Below are 15,509 nucleotides of genomic sequence, written 5' to 3'. Positions count from 1 at the left end.
CTCCTTTTTCTTTTTTATGTAGTATGCGCTTGTATGCGGAGAAATATCAAAAACCGCTGAATGAGATTCAGCGGTTTTTTTGTTCATCCTGTTTGTAAAGAAGAGCTTTCAGGAGCGCTTTTTGCGCGTGAAGCCGGTTTTCCGCCTGCTGAAATACCGCAGAGTTCGGACCGTCGATAATCTCGGACGTGACCTCTTCTTCCCGATGCGCGGGCAGGCAATGCAAAAATGTATAGTCGGGTTTTGCGAGACTGACGAGTGAGGCGTTGACTTGATATGGGGCAAACACATTCAGCCGCTGCTGCGTCTCTTCCTCCTGCCCCATGCTCGTGAAGACGTCGGAGTAAATCACATCTGCATCCCGCACCGCTTCCTGCGGATTTTCGGTAAGGGTGATTTTCGCTCCGGAAACAGCCGCCGCTTCTTTCGCGGCATTCACCGCCTCTTCCTCTACTTCATAGCCTTTCGGCGAAGCAATCGCAATGTCACAGCCCATTTTTGCGCAGCCGATCATAAGTGAATGCGCCACATTATTTCCGTCACCGATATAGGCGGCTTTTACTCCTTTCAGTTTTCCTTTTATTTCTTGTATCGTTAACAGATCCGCGAGTGCCTGACACGGGTGATACCGGTCGGTCAGCCCGTTTATGACGGGAATGTCTGCATGCTCGGCAAGCTCTTCGACTTTTTCATGCTCAAAGGTGCGGATCATAATGGCATCAACGAAGCCGGACAGCACCTTCGCCGTATCCGCGACCGTCTCCCCCCGCCCAAGCTGCAGGTCGCTGCTTGAAAGAAATAGTCCCGTTCCCCCGAGCTGGGCCATTCCCGCTTCAAAAGACACACGTGTGCGGGTTGAAGATTTTTCAAAAATCATCGCCAATGTTTTCCCTTGGAAAATCGGCTGTATCGGATGTTGTTTTAATAATGAAGCTTCTGTCAGAAGCGCTTTGATGTCTGACGGGCTGACATCTTTTAAGGAAAGAAAATCTTTGCCGTACAAATGGGTTAATGTGTGTTCCGCTTTTATTGTGTGCATGATGCCACTTCCTTTTGATAAAGATCTTTGAGCGATACAGGCTCAGGTTTGCCGGAGCCGCTTGCTAAAAATGCCTTTACGGTTTCCGGTTCAGTAAAGACCGTCACACCGTGCGTCATGGCTTCAATCCGTTGTTTACGCGCTTCTTCAGAGTGATTGAAATTGATATGGACCGCTTTATCCTTTCGCTCTGCCCATGCCGGGAACGCATCTTTGCATACGGTAAATCCCGCCTCTTGAGCCTGACGTTCCAATTCCGCATCACAGCCTTCCAGATAGATGCTGCCTTTTTTCTCCCAGACGTGCGCGTAGATTTTTTTCAGGGCGCTTTCTGCGTCAAACGCGACACACATGCCTTCTCCGGTCGACTTCATTTCCGGCCCGGGCTTTACGTCCACATCCTGAATGGCGTACGAAGAAAAAACCGGGAATTTCACTGCCGTTCCGTGCTGATTTTGAACCTCGGGCTTGATGTCTTTAAGGGAAGCGCCGGCCAGCAATCTGGCGGCAAGCGGGATCATCGGCACCCCCATCACCTTAGACACGACAGGAACCGTGCGGCTTGCCCGCGGATTCACTTCAAGAACGAGAATATCCCCTTTGTCATCAATGACAAACTGAATGTTCATGATGCCTTTAAAAGCCAGTTTTACCGCGATTTTTTCGGCGGCCTCTTTTATATTCCGCTGCATATCAGGTGTGACAGACGGACCCGGAAGAATCGCAAAACTGTCGCCCGAATGGACGCCGGCGCGTTCAATGTGCTCTGTGTAAGTCGGCACGAATACTTCATGTCCGTCGGAAATCAGATCGATCTCCAATTCTTTTCCTGTAATGTACTGATCGATCAAAATCGGATACGGCATGCCCGCTTCATTTGCCAGCAGCTCTGACATTTGCGCTTCTGAATCAACGATGATCATGCCCATCCCACCGATGACATAAGACGGACGGATCAGCACGGGGTAGCCGATTCGGCTTGCTTTTTCCGTTGCTTCTTCTTTTGAATAAGCAGTTTCGCCTTTGGCATGTTTCAGGTCAAGGTCATCAAGCAGCTGATAAAACAGATCCCGATCCTCCAGCGCATCAAGGGTTTCAAAGGATGTTCCGAGCAGCGGAATGCCCGCTTTTTCCAGCGGTTCAGCGGCATTGATCGCGGTCTGCCCCCCAAACTGGACGATGGCAAAATCAATGTTTTCATGTTCCGCCACGTTCAAAATATGTTCTGTCGTCAGCGGTTCAAAATAAAGCCGGTCAGCGATTTCATAATCCGTGCTTACTGTTTCCGGATTGTTATTGATCATAATCGTTTCATACCCCAGCTTTTGCAGGGTCAGAACGCCGTGGACGGCACTGTAATCAAATTCCACTCCCTGACCGATGCGGATCGGGCCTGAGCCGATGATGAGGGCGCGTTTTTTCTCTTTTCGGCTGATATCTCCGTCGCTTTCCCCGAGGTAGGTGGAGTAGAAATAATTCGTCTTGGCATCAAATTCAGCGGCGCATGTATCTACGATTTTAAACGACGGGACGATGCCTGATTTCTTTCTGAGAGCACGGATGTCTTCTTCCGTTTTTCCCGTGAGAGATGCGATCATGACATCCGTGAAGCCTTTTACCTTCGCCTGCTTTAAAAGCGGCATTGACAGATGATCCCCTTCTTCCATCAGCTTGTTTTCCAATGTGATGATATTTCGGAATACATGGAGAAAAAACGGGTCAATTTTCGTTTTGGCATGGATGTCTTCTATCGTTTCACCGCGGCTTAACAGTTCCATGACGACGAAAAATCTCCGGTCATCCGGCGTTACCGCTAATTCCCACAGCTGATTGATCGTACAGCCGCCGAGTTCAGGCAGGCGGGTGCCGATCGTTTTCAGCTCAAGGGAGGCTGCCGCTTTTTGAATGGCCGCTTCCATATTTCTTTCAATCGCCATGACCTCTCCCGTCGCTTTCATCTTCGTTCCGAGCGTGCGGTCGGCATGTTTAAATTTATCAAACGGCCAGCGCGGGAATTTGACGATGACATAATCAAGCGCCGGTTCAAAGCTTGCATAAGTAGAGCCCGTCAGCGGATTTTTCAGTTCGTCAAGCGTATAGCCGACGGCAAGTTTCGCCGCCATTTTGGCAATCGGATAGCCGGTCGCTTTTGACGCGAGAGCTGAAGAGCGGCTGACACGCGGGTTCACTTCAATGACATAGTACTGTTTGCTGAACGGATCCAGCGCAAATTGAATGTTGCAGCCGCCGACCACATCCAGCGCCGAAATAATCGCCAGGCTTGCTGAACGCAGCATCTGATATTCTTCATCCGTTAACGTCTGGGACGGTGCGACGACGATGGAGTCTCCTGTATGCACGCCGACGGGATCGATGTTTTCCATGTTGCAGACGGTGATGCATGTATGATTGCTGTCACGCATGACCTCATATTCGATTTCTTTAAATCCGGCGATGCTTTTTTCGACGAGGCATTGGCTGATCGGGCTTGCTAACAGCGCCTGTTTAATAAGCGTCTGAAACGCTTCTTTCGTTTTCGCGATTCCGCCTCCCTTTCCGCCTAACGTATACGCCGGTCTCAGAATAACCGGAAATCCGATAGACTCGGCGAAACGGAGGGCATCTTCTTCGTTGTCGACAATTTCGCTTTCAGGAACGGGCTGATCGAGCTCTTTCATCAGGGCGCGGAACTGCTCCCGGTCTTCGCCTTTTTGAATGGTTTCCACCGATGTTCCCAAAAGCTTGACGTGATGCTTCTTCAGCACGCCTGCTTCTTCAAGCTTAACGGCTAAATTCAATGCCGTCTGGCCGCCCAAATTGGCAAGCAGACCGTCTGGTTTTTCTTTTTTAATAATGGCCTCGATGCTGTCGGTTGTGAGCGGTTCAAAATATATTTCATCGGCAAACGCCTCATCCGTCATAATCGTTGCCGGGTTGTTGTTGACTAGAATAACGCGGTATCCTTCTTCTTTCAGAGCCATGCAGCCCTGCGTTCCTGAATAATCAAATTCTGCCGCCTGGCCGATGATGATCGGGCCGGAGCCGATGACTAATATGCTGGAAATGGTTGTATCTTTAGGCATGAGCGATTTCTCTCCTTGCTGGTATCACTTTCTCTAGAAATTCATCAAATATCCACTCGCTCTCAGCCGGTCCGGGATGAGCTTCAGGGTGGAACTGGACGCTTAATACGGGAAGGCGCTTATGAATGAGCCCTTCCACTGATGTGTCATTGACATGATGAAATCTGATGGACAGCACGTTTTCGTCAATTGATGCTTCATCAACGACATAGCTGTGGTTCTGGCTTGTCATAAACACCCGTTTCGTTTTCCGGTCAATGACGGGATGGTTGACACCCCTGTGGCCGAACGGCAGCTTATACGTATTTCCTCCGAAAGCCAGGGCAATCAGCTGATGCCCGAGGCAAATACCGAGTGCGGGGAAATCACTGAGTAATGATGTAATCCGGTTCATGTACGGCGCAATCGCTTTCGGGTCGCCCGGGCCGTTTGAGAGCACGATTCCGTCAGGCTGAATGTCGTAAACAGCGTTCATCTGCTGATACGGAATGACCGTTACTTTACAGCCGCGCTTTACAAGTGACGAGGCGATTGATTTTTTATAACCGAAATCAATCAGCGCAATATGCCGGTCTCCATTCCCCATTGACGTGATGTCTTCAGACTGCGCCAGCTCCGCCGGGTTTTCTGTTCCGGATGCTGCCGGAATTTCTCCTGTTGTTGACACGGCAGCGTTCATCGTGCCGCCGGAGCGGATGGTTTTGACGACGGCCCGTGTGTCCACTTCGGTTAAGAGCGGGATGTTCCATTTATTTAAATACTCTCTCAAGCTTGAGACTGCTTCATGGTGAGAAAAATGTTCACACGCTTCATAGACGGCAACAGCCTTGACTTGAGGAATCTTACTTTCAAGGTCTTTTTCATTAATTCCGTAGTTTCCGATCAGCGGATACGTAAAGACGACGATCTGACCCTTATATGACGGGTCTGTAAGCACTTCCTGATAACCCGTCATTCCGGTGAAAAAAACCGCTTCGCCAACACAGCGGGCTTCTTTTTCAAGTTCACCGCCGAATGATGTTCCGTCTTCCAATACTAAATAGCCTTTCATCTAAAGCCCACCTCTTGATGAATAATTAATTAAAAATATGAATTTTTATACTTTTATATCGAAAAAAAATTACCGTTTCACTGCCGAATGCGCTTCGATCGCTGCTTTCAGCATACTGACGGCCGACAGCATTTCTTCTTCAGAAACCGTAAGCGGCGGGAGCAGCCTGATGACATTCGGTCCGGCCGGAAGCACGAGAAGCCCGCGTTCCTGCAGATCTCCGATGATGCCGGACACGGGACCTGCGCATTCAATGCCGATTAATAACCCTTTTCCGCGGATTTCTTTTACAAAAGGCCCTGTCAGTTCACGGTTCAGCTGCGCTTTTAAAAATGATCCTTTGTCTGCCGCCGCCTGGAGAAAGTCCGGCTGAAACACAATGTCCAAGGTTGCTTTCACAGCTGCCATGGCAAGCTTATTGCCGCCGAAAGTCGTACCATGCGTACCCGGCGTAAAGGCGTCGCCAAGCTTCTTTTTGCCGATCACGGCTCCGACGGGAAAACCGTTTCCAAGCCCTTTCGCAGCAGTGATGATGTCCGGCGAGATGCCGAAATGCTCATAGCCGAATGCCTTGCCCGTCCGGCCGATTCCGGTTTGAATCTCGTCTGCGATAAGCAGCGCCTGTTTGTCTTTGCAAAATGTCTGTAAGGCTTCGATGAATTCCGGATCGGCGGGATTGACTCCCCCTTCTCCCTGCACCGTCTCAAGCATGACGGCGGCGATATCATCCTCTTTTGAAAGCGTGCTGAATGCCGACGGATCATTGAACGGAAGATAGTGAAAGCCTTGAAGCATCGGTCCGAAACCGGTCTTGATTTTGTCTTGTCCGGTGGCGGCCATCCCCGCATAGGTCCGCCCGTGAAAGGATTGATGAAATGTTACAATTTTTGTCTTTCCCGTTGCTTTACGGGCAAGCTTAATGGCGCCTTCATTCGCTTCGGCCCCGCTGTTGCAGAAGAAAACGAGATCCCCCGCGCTATGTTCGGCAAGCTTTGCCGCGGCTTTTTCCTGAAGATCATTTTCAAACAGATTGGAAACGTGCCATACGCTGTCAAGCTGTTCTTTCACCGCTTCTGTGACCTCATCATGACAATGGCCGAGATTGGAAACGGCGATGCCCTGAATAAAATCGAGATACGTTTTTCCGTTTTCATCCTCTGCAATTGTCCCTTTCGCTTTTTTGATATCGATGGGCCAGCGACTGTAGGTTTGAAATAGACTGCTCATGACACGCTCTCCTTTTCTTTGACAATTTTTGTTCCTTGGAAGGCTTGATCGGTGAAAAACGCTCCTTTTCCGTTTACGATCATCACTTCCTCGACATCTTCACTCAGTGCCGATAATGCCGAGTTTACCTTCGGAATCATCCCTCCTGAAATCACGCCGTCATCTATGAGGGCCTGAATCTCTTGCGGCGTCAAAGTATCCAGCCTGCTCTCTCCGTCCATAATTCCTTCGACATCCGTGACAAATAAAAGTTTGTCGGCGTGTAAGGCTGAAGCGACGGCCGATGCCGCGGCGTCTGCGTTGACGTTCAGCGTTTCGAAATCACTTGTCATGGAAAGCGGAGCGATAACGGGAATGATGCCTTCTTTCATTAATGCGTGAATGATTGACGGATCGGTTTTTTGTATTTCGCCGACTTCTCCGTATTTGTCTTGATTAAGATAGGATGCTTGAAGGAGACCGCCGTCCTTTCCTGATATTCCCGCGGCTTTCAGCCCGTTTTTCGCGAGTTCGGTTACGAAAAATTTATTGATCGTCCCTGACAAGACCATTTCCGCTGTTTCCAGCACCGGTTTGGTCGTTTTCCGCTGTCCATCGACAAATTCCGTTTCAATCTGCAATGTTTTCAGCATTTTTGAAATGTCCGGGCCGCCTCCATGGACGACGGCAATGTTCCAGCCCGATTGCATAAGCTCTTTTACATTTTGAAAAAAATCGGCGGATAACTCGCGGATTACGCTGCCGCCGCACTTAAAAACGATCGTTTTCTTCATGCCGCTCCCCTTTGTTATGTGCGATAGCTCGCATTGATTTTGATATAATCATAGGTTAAGTCACAGCCCCATGCCCGGCCGCTGCCGGAGCCTTCCTGCAGGCGGACTGCAATCGTAATCTCATCACCTGATAAGTACTCCTTGGCATCAGTTTCCGAAAACGGCTGAGGTTCGTTGTGTTTAAACAGACACTGGCCGCCGAGGAAAACTTCCACTTGTTCGGCCGTTACGCTTGCCGCACTGTGCCCGATTGCGCCGATGATGCGCCCCCAGTTGGCGTCTGTGCCGTAAACGGCGGTCTTCACAAGGCTTGAGCCGACGATTTTTTTGGCAATAATATTCGCCTCAAGGTTATTTTTCGCGCCTTCGACTCTGGCTTCAATTAATTTCGTCGCTCCTTCACCGTCTCTGGCTATATCTTTGGCAAGGTCTTCGCATACAAGCTTTAATCCCTTTTTAAAAGCCGGCCAGTCAGGGTGCTGCTCCGTCAGGCAATCATTCCCCGCGCAGCCGTTTGCCATCACAAGCACCATGTCATTCGTCGATGTTTCTCCGTCAACGGTGATTTGGTTAAATGAAACATCCGTAATCTCTCTGAGCGCGTTTTTGAGCGCCTGTTCTTCCACGGCCGCGTCCGTTGTGACAAAGCCGAGCATTGTCGCCATGTTGGGGTGGATCATGCCGGAGCCTTTCGCCGCTCCGCCGATCGTGATGATGTCTCCGCCGATCACCAGTTCATAACACGTCTGTTTCGTCACTGTATCCGTCGTCAAAATGGCTTCTTCAAATGCTCCGGACATGGATGGCGCTTGACCGAGCTGTTCAATGCCCGCTTGAATTTTTTTCATGTCTAAAAGCTCGCCGATCACCCCGGTTGACGAAACCGCAACAAGCTCCGGCTCAATGCCGAGCTGGCTCGCGAAGCCGTCCCGCATTTCATAGGCGTCCTTTAATCCTTGGTCTCCCGTACAGGCGTTGGCAATCGCGCTGTTGACGATAACCGCCTGAAGCATACCCTCTTTTTTCAGGCTGGCTTGCGTCACTTTCAGCGGCGCTGCCTGAAAATGGCTCTGCGTATATACCGCTGCACTGACTGCAGGCGCTTCGCTGATAATCGCTCCGAGATCTTTTTTTGAATAGCGCAGACCGCAATGCACGCCCTTTGCCTCAAACCCTTTCGGCGAGGATACGCCGCCTTTTATTTTCGTGATTTCCTCACTCAGCTGAATCATATTTTTGAATCCCTCTTTCGTTCTATGGATAGACTGGCGTCATCGTAAGTCCCGTTTCTTCCTGCCAGCCATTCATGATATTTAAATTTTGAACCGCCTGCCCTGCGGCGCCTTTCATCAGATTATCTATGACAGAAACGATGGTGGCACGGTTTGTTCTTTCATCCACGGTGACACTGATATCACAAAAATTGCTGCCGTATACCTCTTTCGTCGCCGGAAATTCACCTTCCGGCCTGATTCTGACAAAATATGAATCTTTGTAGAATTCGGAATACAATTCTCTTACCTGTGCAGCAGACATACCCGGGGGAGCCTCCGTATACATCGTCGCCATAATGCCCCTTGTCATCGGCGCCAAATGTGCGGAAAACGTGATCGGGCCTGTGCCGGGCTGCCAAGCCGCTAATTGCTGTTCAATTTCCGGAGTATGCTGATGCTCATTAACCTTATAAATTTTGAAATTATCATTCAGCTCAGAATAATGAGTGCCCATGGATGCTTTTCGGCCGGCGCCGGATACGCCCGTTTTCGCATCAACAATCAGAAATGAATCTTGTAAAAGCTTATTCTTCGCCAGCGGGGCGAGCCCGAGCAGCACAGCCGTCGGAAAACATCCCGGATTGGCAATCAGCTTTGCAGTCTGAATCTCTTCTTTTTGCAGTTCAGCTAAACCGTAAACCGCGCTTTGAATCGTTCCTTTCGGAGCGGCCTTCCGCTTATACCACTTTTCATACACGGCCGGGTTTTGAATCCGCAGATCGCCGGATAGATCAATGACCGGAATGCCCGCCTCCGCCAGCTTGGGCGACCACTCTCCGGAAACGCCGGGCGGCGCGGCTATAAACATGACATCAATTTCGTTTCGGATCGTTTCTATATGAAGCGGCCGAAGTGATTGTGACGCTATATTCCTCAAATGCGGATATGAAGCGGCATATTCTTTTCCTTCGTCGCTCGATGAATATAATATACAATCTTCTGCATAAGGGTGATGGTTAAGAATCCTGACAAGTTCGGCGCCTCCATAACCAGTCGCGCCTATAATACCTATTTTCAACGGGTTCACCTTCTTGGTTTTTGTGAAATTATTTAACATTATAACATGAATAAAAATTAATTCAATTGTATATTTAATATTTTTTCATTCATTTTCCATCTGTTTTCGCTGACAAAAAATCCCCTCTCGATCGAGGGGGGCATAAGAAAAAACAGGCTGCTCGGATCAGCCTGTTTTTTTCAGCATCATCAGCCCGCTTATAAAAAACAGCACGGAGCTGGCGTAAAAAATAATATAAACCGTAAAGAAATCAGCGAGAAACCCGCCGAGAATAATGGCGGCAGCTGAAAATACAGCCGTCCAGAAATGATAGCTGCCGACTTTTTTCCCCCGCTCCCCGCCGTCGGTGTAATCGGCGATCATGATTTTCTCGCCGTGTTTTTGCATCGCGCCGAACAGGCCCAGAAGCACCTGCACAACATAAACCTGGTGCACGCTGGTAATGTGCGGGAGCGTCAGAAGAAGCACCGCCATCCCCCACGAATTTGCCATAAGGAACCAGCGGGAATCCAGTCTTGCCGACAGCCGGCCGAGCAGCGGATGAATCAATGCGCCGCTCAAGCCGAACAAGCCGTATGAGAGACCGAATTGCGTGTAGCTGGAACCGATGTTTTTAATAAATAAAATATAAAACGGAAAGATCAGGCTGCCGGCAAAAAAGACACTGCTCTGTGACAGGATCAGCCATTTTAAATGGTTGTGTTTCATGATTTGTACCTCTGATAAAAATAATTCATAAACAAGTCATCCGGATCATATTTGTGTTTTTTCTGAAAGAACATATCGCTTTTCGGATATGCCTCACGCATCTGCTCTTTCGTTTGATACAGCATATACGGGAGATAATAACTGCCGCGGTGGCGCAATGCCGTATCCGTCATTTTTCTGACAATCCGCGCCGCACTCGCCTGGCTGTCTGTTGAAAACCCTTCATTGATTAAAAGAACGAGTGAAAACATGTCTTCCTTTGCGTATGACAGATCGGCTTTTTCATTTTTTTGCACGTAGCGGATCGTAATATTTACGAGGTTGAGATCTTCATGTGACAGCGTCTTGCGTAAATCATGAATGTACGGCGCAAATTCGCCGACGGGCACGAAGTATTCTTGCAGCACATCGGTGTTGTCCGTGTTTTCATATTCCAAAAATTTCGATTCTGACCGCATGACATTGTTCCTGGAGACTTTCACACCGTTTTGTCTGAGAAAATAAGACTGCTGGGTTGACCAGAACCAATTTCTTCCCCAGTCATACCGGCGGGAGAGGCCGAGCGCGAATTTCGTCAGCGCCGGATGCTCATCTTCTTTCAGTTCATTGTGCCGCTTTAATTCTTTCTGATTGTCTGAGAGTGTGTAATCAGTCACATACATATCGTGCAAAAAGCCTTTATCCCCTGTTGCGATCCGCGCGAGATGCATGCGCACGGCGGGGTTGCGCCGAACATGCTGCGCAAAATATTGACTGTATGTATCAGCGTTCATGCGTTTCGTTTTCATTTCATAAAGCTCATCATCCGTCAGCTCAATATCCGCGTCCAGGATGACGCCGAACAGGCCGTAGCCGCCGATGACGGCTGAAAACAGGTCATCTTTCGGAGTAACGGTGATGACTTTGCCGTCCGCCTTTAAAAGATGAAACGATTTGACCGTATCAATCAGCGAACCGTACCGGATATCCCGGCCGTGGGCGTTGGCGCTCAGTGAGCCGCCGATCGTAAAAATGTTTTGCGATTGCATGACTTTTACCGCGAGCCCGTACGGATTGACATAGCGCTGAATATCATTCCACGTCGCTCCCGCCTGCACCCTGATGATTTTTTTCTTTCGGTCGAGACCGAGTATTTTGTTGTAGCCCGTCATGTCGAGAACGATACCGTCTTCATAATACGTCTGGCCGCCCATTGAGTGCTGGGCGCCTGCGATTGAGATCTTCAGGTGCTTTCTCTTGGCTTCCTTAATCGTTTCGACCAATGTTTCTTTCTCTTTTCCTTTGACCGTCTGCTTAATTTTCACGGGCATGAGACGGCTGACATCCGTCATTGTCCCTGCCTGCTGCTCCGGCTCTTTGTGAAAAGCGGAAACAGCGAACAGCGCCGTATAAACAAGGATGCTAAGGATAATGAGAAGTAATTTTTTCTTCATGGATTCCTCCCTCGCATGCAGCCGGTCTATTATATCATGCCTCACGTCCGTTTTTTTCCTTTTTAACCCGATACCGCAAAAAACCCCGAATGGTGGGAAACTCGGGTTTTTTTAGTGTCTTGCGTTCTTTCCGCACGCCGGTCTGCAGCGGCAAAGCAGACAGAACGGCGCCCGACAGAATCATGTTTAGTACAGCTCGAAACGGTCAGCCGGAAAACATCGGGCATAAAAATCCACAGAAATCCTTAAAATGATTTTTTAGTCAGTATATAATCGATATATATGCAGATGTATTACCAAAGGGATTGTTTCAAACAAACATGTTAAATGAGGTGGGGAAAATAAACATAAAAGGAATCAATCATCTTCTTTTTTCTGTTTCAAATTTGGAAAAATCTATAGAATTTTATGAAAAAGTATTTCATGCACAGCTCCTGGTTAAAGGACAAAAGACAGCATATTTTGATCTGAACGGGCTTTGGCTTGCACTTAACTTAGAGGCGGATATACCAAGAAATGAAATACATAAATCTTATACGCATATGGCCTTTACAATTGACCCAAAAGATTTTGATGCAATACATCAAAGGCTAAAAAATCTAAATGTAAGTATATTAAATGGGCGTCCTAGGGATAAGCAAGATCAAAAGTCAATTTATTTTACTGATCCCGATGGACATAAATTTGAATTCCACACAGGTACACTCCAAGACAGACTGTCCTATTACAAAAAAGATAAACCTCATATGAAATTTTATATTTAAAGGTTTGTTTGCGATCCAAAACAAACCCTCACTGTCGCTTATCCGCGTTGATTTTTTCCTTGTAAATGCAGACAAAAGAAAAGCACCTCCAAACTTTAGGATGTACCTAAAATCCGAGGTGCATTTTCTTATTACTGAATCCCTAATGCGATTTTTGCGTAGCGTGACATTTTGTCTCTTGTCCAAGGCGGATTCCAGACGATGTGGACCTCCGTCTCTTTTACATCCGGAATGTCGGCGAGCGCTTTTTTCACCTCGTCGACGATGATCGGAGCGAGCGGGCACCCCATTGATGTCAGTGTCATCGTAACATGCGTCAGGCCGTCGTCATCCATATCAACGTCGTATACAAGGCCGAGATTGACGATATCGACGCCGAGCTCAGGGTCAACAACCTGCTCCAAGGCGCCCATGATGTTTTCTTTTAATGCTTCTTCCACGTTCCATCACTCCTTTTTCCTCAGTATAACGTAAAAGCGGGTTTTGTTAACACCTTTGTGCTTTATAAATGCTTATCGAACCAGGCGACGGTTTCTAAAACGGCGTATCTCGGGACTTTATGATCAGCCCGTTCGTCTTTCAGAAACTGAAGATGGTCAGGCCGGCTGCTGTAATGAGGTTTAATCGTCTCATAAAAGCCGCGGGTCGGTGCATACGGAACGACTTTGTCTTGAACGCCGTGCCAGAACAGCAGCGGGCGGCTGCGGAGTTTTTCCGGTTCCAGACTGAGATCGAACGGTTTGAGCCGTGCAAACAGTTCATCGACCTGTTCTTTTGTGACGTCAATGTCGATGTCCTGCTTTTGAATGTGGTCAATCTGCTGCTGAAAAAATGCCGTATAGTTCGGGCTTCCCATCAGACTGACGCCGGCTTTGACCCAATCATACGCGGCCATCGCGCCGAATGTCGTAATTCCGCCCATTGACGTGCCCGCAAGACCGATCCGCCCGTCTTCAATCAGACCGCGCGCTTCAAAATCCTTTTTCAGCACGTCAAGCTCCTCGATTTCATTTAATACAATGTCCCAAAAATGGACGGCGAGCTCTTCTGCTGACAGCTGTTCAGCGCGTTCACCGTGGTAAAGAGCTTCCGGCAGCACGGCCCTGAAGCCCTTTTCAGCAAGCAGGTAAGCGAAATGAAGATTATGCTCCTTCGCGCTTGTAAAACCGTGAATAAAGAAAACAAGGGGAGCGGGACGGTCCCGATTTTCTTCTTTTACAATATGTAAAAACGGAATGCCTGATACGGTTTGATGATCAATAAGAATCACGTTGACTCCCTCCTTAGGATAACCATAATCATAAGTGTAACATGTAGACAATAAAGATGGTAAAAAGCTACACTGTACATAAGTGAAAAACAGCAAATTATATGACAAAAGGAGTTATTTATGGAGACAAAACCTTATCTCATCGCCTTAGATCTGGATGGAACTTTATTAAAAGACGATAAAACCATTTCCCCTGAAACGGCACGGACGATTCAGAAGCTGAAAGAAGCGGGCCATCATGTCTGCATCTCAACCGGGCGCCCGTTCCGTTCCAGTTCGATGTATTATGACGAGCTTGGGCTGACAACGCCGATTGTCAATTTTAACGGGGCGTTTGTCCACCATCCGAAAGACGAATCATGGGGACGATACCACACGTCTTTATCGGTCGATGTGGTCAGACAGCTTGCCGAACTTACAGAGACCTATCAAATACATAATGTGCTCGCTGAGGTCATTGATGATGTGTACTTCCATTATCATGATGAGCATTTAATTGAGGCGTTTCATATGAATACGGCGAATGTCACATTCGGCGATCTGCGTGAAACGGTCAAGGAGGATGTAACGTCCGTATTGATTCATGCAAAGGAAGAGGACGTCGCGGATATACGCGCACATTTATCCGATGTGCACGCCGAGGTCATTGACCACAGAAGATGGGCGGCTCCGTGGCATGTGATTGAAATCATTAAACACGGGATGAATAAAGCGGTCGGCCTGAAGAAAATCAGCGACTATTACCAAGTGCCGAGAGAACGGATCATCGCGTTCGGCGACGAAGACAACGATCTTGAAATGCTCCGGTTTGCCGGGTGCGGCGTAGCGATGGGAAACGGCACGGATGAAGTCAAACAGGCCGCCGACCGCGTCACGGGATCAAATGAAGCGGACGGAATCGCCGAATTTTTAAAATCCTATTTCTCCCTGTGAGGTTTTGCCGCTCATAACACAAAGCCTTCCGCCCATACTAAAACAGACGACTCATCTCGTCTAAATATGGAAGGGGGACATTGCAATGGGTAAACGAAACAAATCAAAACGGTTTATTCAGCAAGGCAAGGACTCTGTCAGTCTTCATGACGCAAGATTTCCATATCGGTCTACATTAGAGGAAGCACAGCATGATGCAGCAAAAGATTCGGCTGAAAGGCAGGTTGACTTTTAATGAGAAACGAACTGTTTTCTCAAGCCAAGTCATTTGTCCAGCAGGCCGTCATGATTGCTAACGGTTTCGAGGACGGCGATCAGGAAAAAGCTGTCTCACGCGCCAAAAACGCCGTGTCTTCCGCGTACGCCAATTCGACGGATGCAGAACGTCAGCAGCTGCACCAATTTCAGGATCAGCTGGAGAAATTGCAATAAAAAAAGGCGCCCCGTTTAGACGAGGGCGCCGCTTTTTTATTTTACTTCAAATGTTTTTACCGTTTTCAGTCTTTTTCCGATCTGATCGGACTTCCCTAAAAACGTCACCGTCACCGTGTATGTTCCCGGACCGGGCACGTTCTTCCACACATCTGAAAAGTCATACGTTTCATTCGGCATTAAGGTCACGGTCTGAAACGCCTGAGTAAACATTTTGTCTTTTGAATAGCGGTACAGTTCTTTGTGATGTTGGTCATGTACGGTCAATTCGAATTTCTGCCCTGAGCTGAATGTGAAATCGATCGGGCTGCCGCTCTTGTTTTTTAAAGACATTTGAAATTCGATCTGCTGATCCGTCTGCACAGGGTTTACGGCTAATTCCGCTTGCTGTTCATTCATCTCTCCGGATACCTCCTCAGCGGGCTCCTTCTGCCCGGATTGACTGCTGCATCCGATCAGTAAAATGACCGGTAATAACAGGCCAAACAGCCACTTCATTCTATC

Annotated in this window: 16 protein-coding genes; 4 read left to right on the top strand and 12 right to left on the bottom strand. The window is 48.3% G+C overall.

Annotated elements, in window-relative coordinates; all coding sequences use genetic code 11:
• Positions 1 to 67: 67 nt before the first annotated feature.
• The 9 genes from argF to AC1RRX_RS04425 all read right to left on the bottom strand — a co-directional run bounded on the left by argF (position 68) and on the right by AC1RRX_RS04425 (position 11,606).
• Positions 68 to 1,039 (bottom strand): ornithine carbamoyltransferase, encoded by a 972-nt coding sequence (argF, locus tag AC1RRX_RS04465; protein ID WP_007409130.1) that lies wholly within the window; start codon positions 1,037 to 1,039, stop codon positions 68 to 70.
• Positions 1,027 to 4,122 carry a carbamoyl-phosphate synthase (glutamine-hydrolyzing) large subunit gene (gene carB / locus AC1RRX_RS04460; protein WP_144464042.1) on the bottom strand — a complete coding sequence of 1,032 codons (3,096 nt, stop codon included), beginning with the start codon at positions 4,120 to 4,122 and terminating at the stop codon, positions 1,027 to 1,029. Before carB ends, argF begins: the two co-directional genes overlap by 13 nt.
• Positions 4,115 to 5,173, bottom strand: coding sequence for a carbamoyl phosphate synthase small subunit (locus tag AC1RRX_RS04455; protein WP_144464044.1), 1,059 nt, complete (start codon positions 5,171 to 5,173; stop codon positions 4,115 to 4,117). Before AC1RRX_RS04455 ends, carB begins: the two co-directional genes overlap by 8 nt.
• Before the next feature lie 69 nt (positions 5,174 to 5,242).
• Entirely contained in the window at positions 5,243 to 6,400 is a 1,158-nt protein-coding gene (argD, locus tag AC1RRX_RS04450) for an acetylornithine transaminase (RefSeq protein WP_007409133.1), read from the bottom strand.
• Positions 6,397 to 7,173, bottom strand: a complete 777-nt coding sequence (gene argB, locus AC1RRX_RS04445; protein ID WP_007409134.1) for an acetylglutamate kinase — start codon at positions 7,171 to 7,173, stop codon at positions 6,397 to 6,399. The genes argD and argB overlap by 4 nt, the downstream gene beginning before the upstream one ends.
• A gap of 14 nt (positions 7,174 to 7,187) precedes the next feature.
• Positions 7,188 to 8,405 carry a bifunctional ornithine acetyltransferase/N-acetylglutamate synthase gene (gene argJ, locus AC1RRX_RS04440; protein WP_053104213.1) on the bottom strand — a complete coding sequence of 406 codons (1,218 nt, stop codon included), beginning with the start codon at positions 8,403 to 8,405 and terminating at the stop codon, positions 7,188 to 7,190.
• Positions 8,406 to 8,427: 22 nt separating this feature from the next.
• Complete coding sequence (gene argC / locus AC1RRX_RS04435; RefSeq protein ID WP_042635047.1) at positions 8,428 to 9,465, bottom strand: N-acetyl-gamma-glutamyl-phosphate reductase; 1,038 nt, start codon at positions 9,463 to 9,465, stop codon at positions 8,428 to 8,430.
• A 165-nt stretch (positions 9,466 to 9,630) separates the two neighbouring features.
• Entirely contained in the window at positions 9,631 to 10,173 is a 543-nt protein-coding gene (locus AC1RRX_RS04430) for an MFS transporter (RefSeq protein WP_144464046.1), read from the bottom strand.
• Entirely contained in the window at positions 10,170 to 11,606 is a 1,437-nt protein-coding gene (locus tag AC1RRX_RS04425; RefSeq protein WP_042635046.1) for an FAD-binding oxidoreductase, read from the bottom strand. Before AC1RRX_RS04425 ends, AC1RRX_RS04430 begins: the two co-directional genes overlap by 4 nt.
• Before the next feature lie 320 nt (positions 11,607 to 11,926).
• Here AC1RRX_RS04425 and fosM point away from each other — a divergent pair, with 320 nt between their 5' ends.
• A complete protein-coding gene (fosM, locus tag AC1RRX_RS04420) occupies positions 11,927 to 12,370 on the top strand; it encodes a FosM family fosfomycin resistance protein (RefSeq protein ID WP_080130442.1) in 444 nt (147 codons plus the stop codon).
• Between the two features lie 131 nt (positions 12,371 to 12,501).
• Here the strand turns inward: fosM and AC1RRX_RS04415 are convergent, their stop codons facing one another.
• Together AC1RRX_RS04415 and AC1RRX_RS04410 are read right to left on the bottom strand one after the other, a co-directional pair.
• The gene (locus AC1RRX_RS04415) at positions 12,502 to 12,810 is read right to left on the bottom strand and encodes a metal-sulfur cluster assembly factor (RefSeq protein ID WP_003155088.1); all 309 of its coding nucleotides are present in this window, start codon (positions 12,808 to 12,810) and stop codon (positions 12,502 to 12,504) included.
• A 62-nt stretch (positions 12,811 to 12,872) separates the two neighbouring features.
• Positions 12,873 to 13,640, bottom strand: coding sequence for a prolyl oligopeptidase family serine peptidase (locus AC1RRX_RS04410; RefSeq protein ID WP_007409140.1), 768 nt, complete (start codon positions 13,638 to 13,640; stop codon positions 12,873 to 12,875).
• 120 nt (positions 13,641 to 13,760) lie between these two features.
• On the opposite strand from AC1RRX_RS04410, the gene AC1RRX_RS04405 reads away from it, so the two are divergent.
• The 3 genes from AC1RRX_RS04405 to AC1RRX_RS04395 all read left to right on the top strand — a co-directional run bounded on the left by AC1RRX_RS04405 (position 13,761) and on the right by AC1RRX_RS04395 (position 15,005).
• Positions 13,761 to 14,573 (top strand): Cof-type HAD-IIB family hydrolase, encoded by an 813-nt coding sequence (locus AC1RRX_RS04405; protein WP_007409141.1) that lies wholly within the window; start codon positions 13,761 to 13,763, stop codon positions 14,571 to 14,573.
• 85 nt (positions 14,574 to 14,658) lie between these two features.
• A complete protein-coding gene (locus AC1RRX_RS04400; RefSeq protein ID WP_003155094.1) occupies positions 14,659 to 14,808 on the top strand; it encodes a hypothetical protein in 150 nt (49 codons plus the stop codon).
• Positions 14,808 to 15,005, top strand: a complete 198-nt coding sequence (locus AC1RRX_RS04395) for a DUF3813 domain-containing protein (RefSeq protein WP_003155097.1) — start codon at positions 14,808 to 14,810, stop codon at positions 15,003 to 15,005. Before AC1RRX_RS04400 ends, AC1RRX_RS04395 begins: the two co-directional genes overlap by 1 nt.
• 36 nt (positions 15,006 to 15,041) lie before the next feature.
• Here the strand turns inward: AC1RRX_RS04395 and AC1RRX_RS04390 are convergent, their stop codons facing one another.
• On the bottom strand, positions 15,042 to 15,503 hold the full coding sequence (locus AC1RRX_RS04390) for a BsuPI-related putative proteinase inhibitor (RefSeq protein ID WP_007409142.1): 462 nt from the start codon (positions 15,501 to 15,503) through the stop codon (positions 15,042 to 15,044).
• Positions 15,504 to 15,509 lie beyond the last annotated feature (6 nt).

Source organism: Bacillus sp. GW821-FHT11D08, assembly GCF_058808515.1.
Note: the sequence above shows the minus strand (reverse complement) of the source record. Positions and strands in the feature narration are given on the sequence as shown.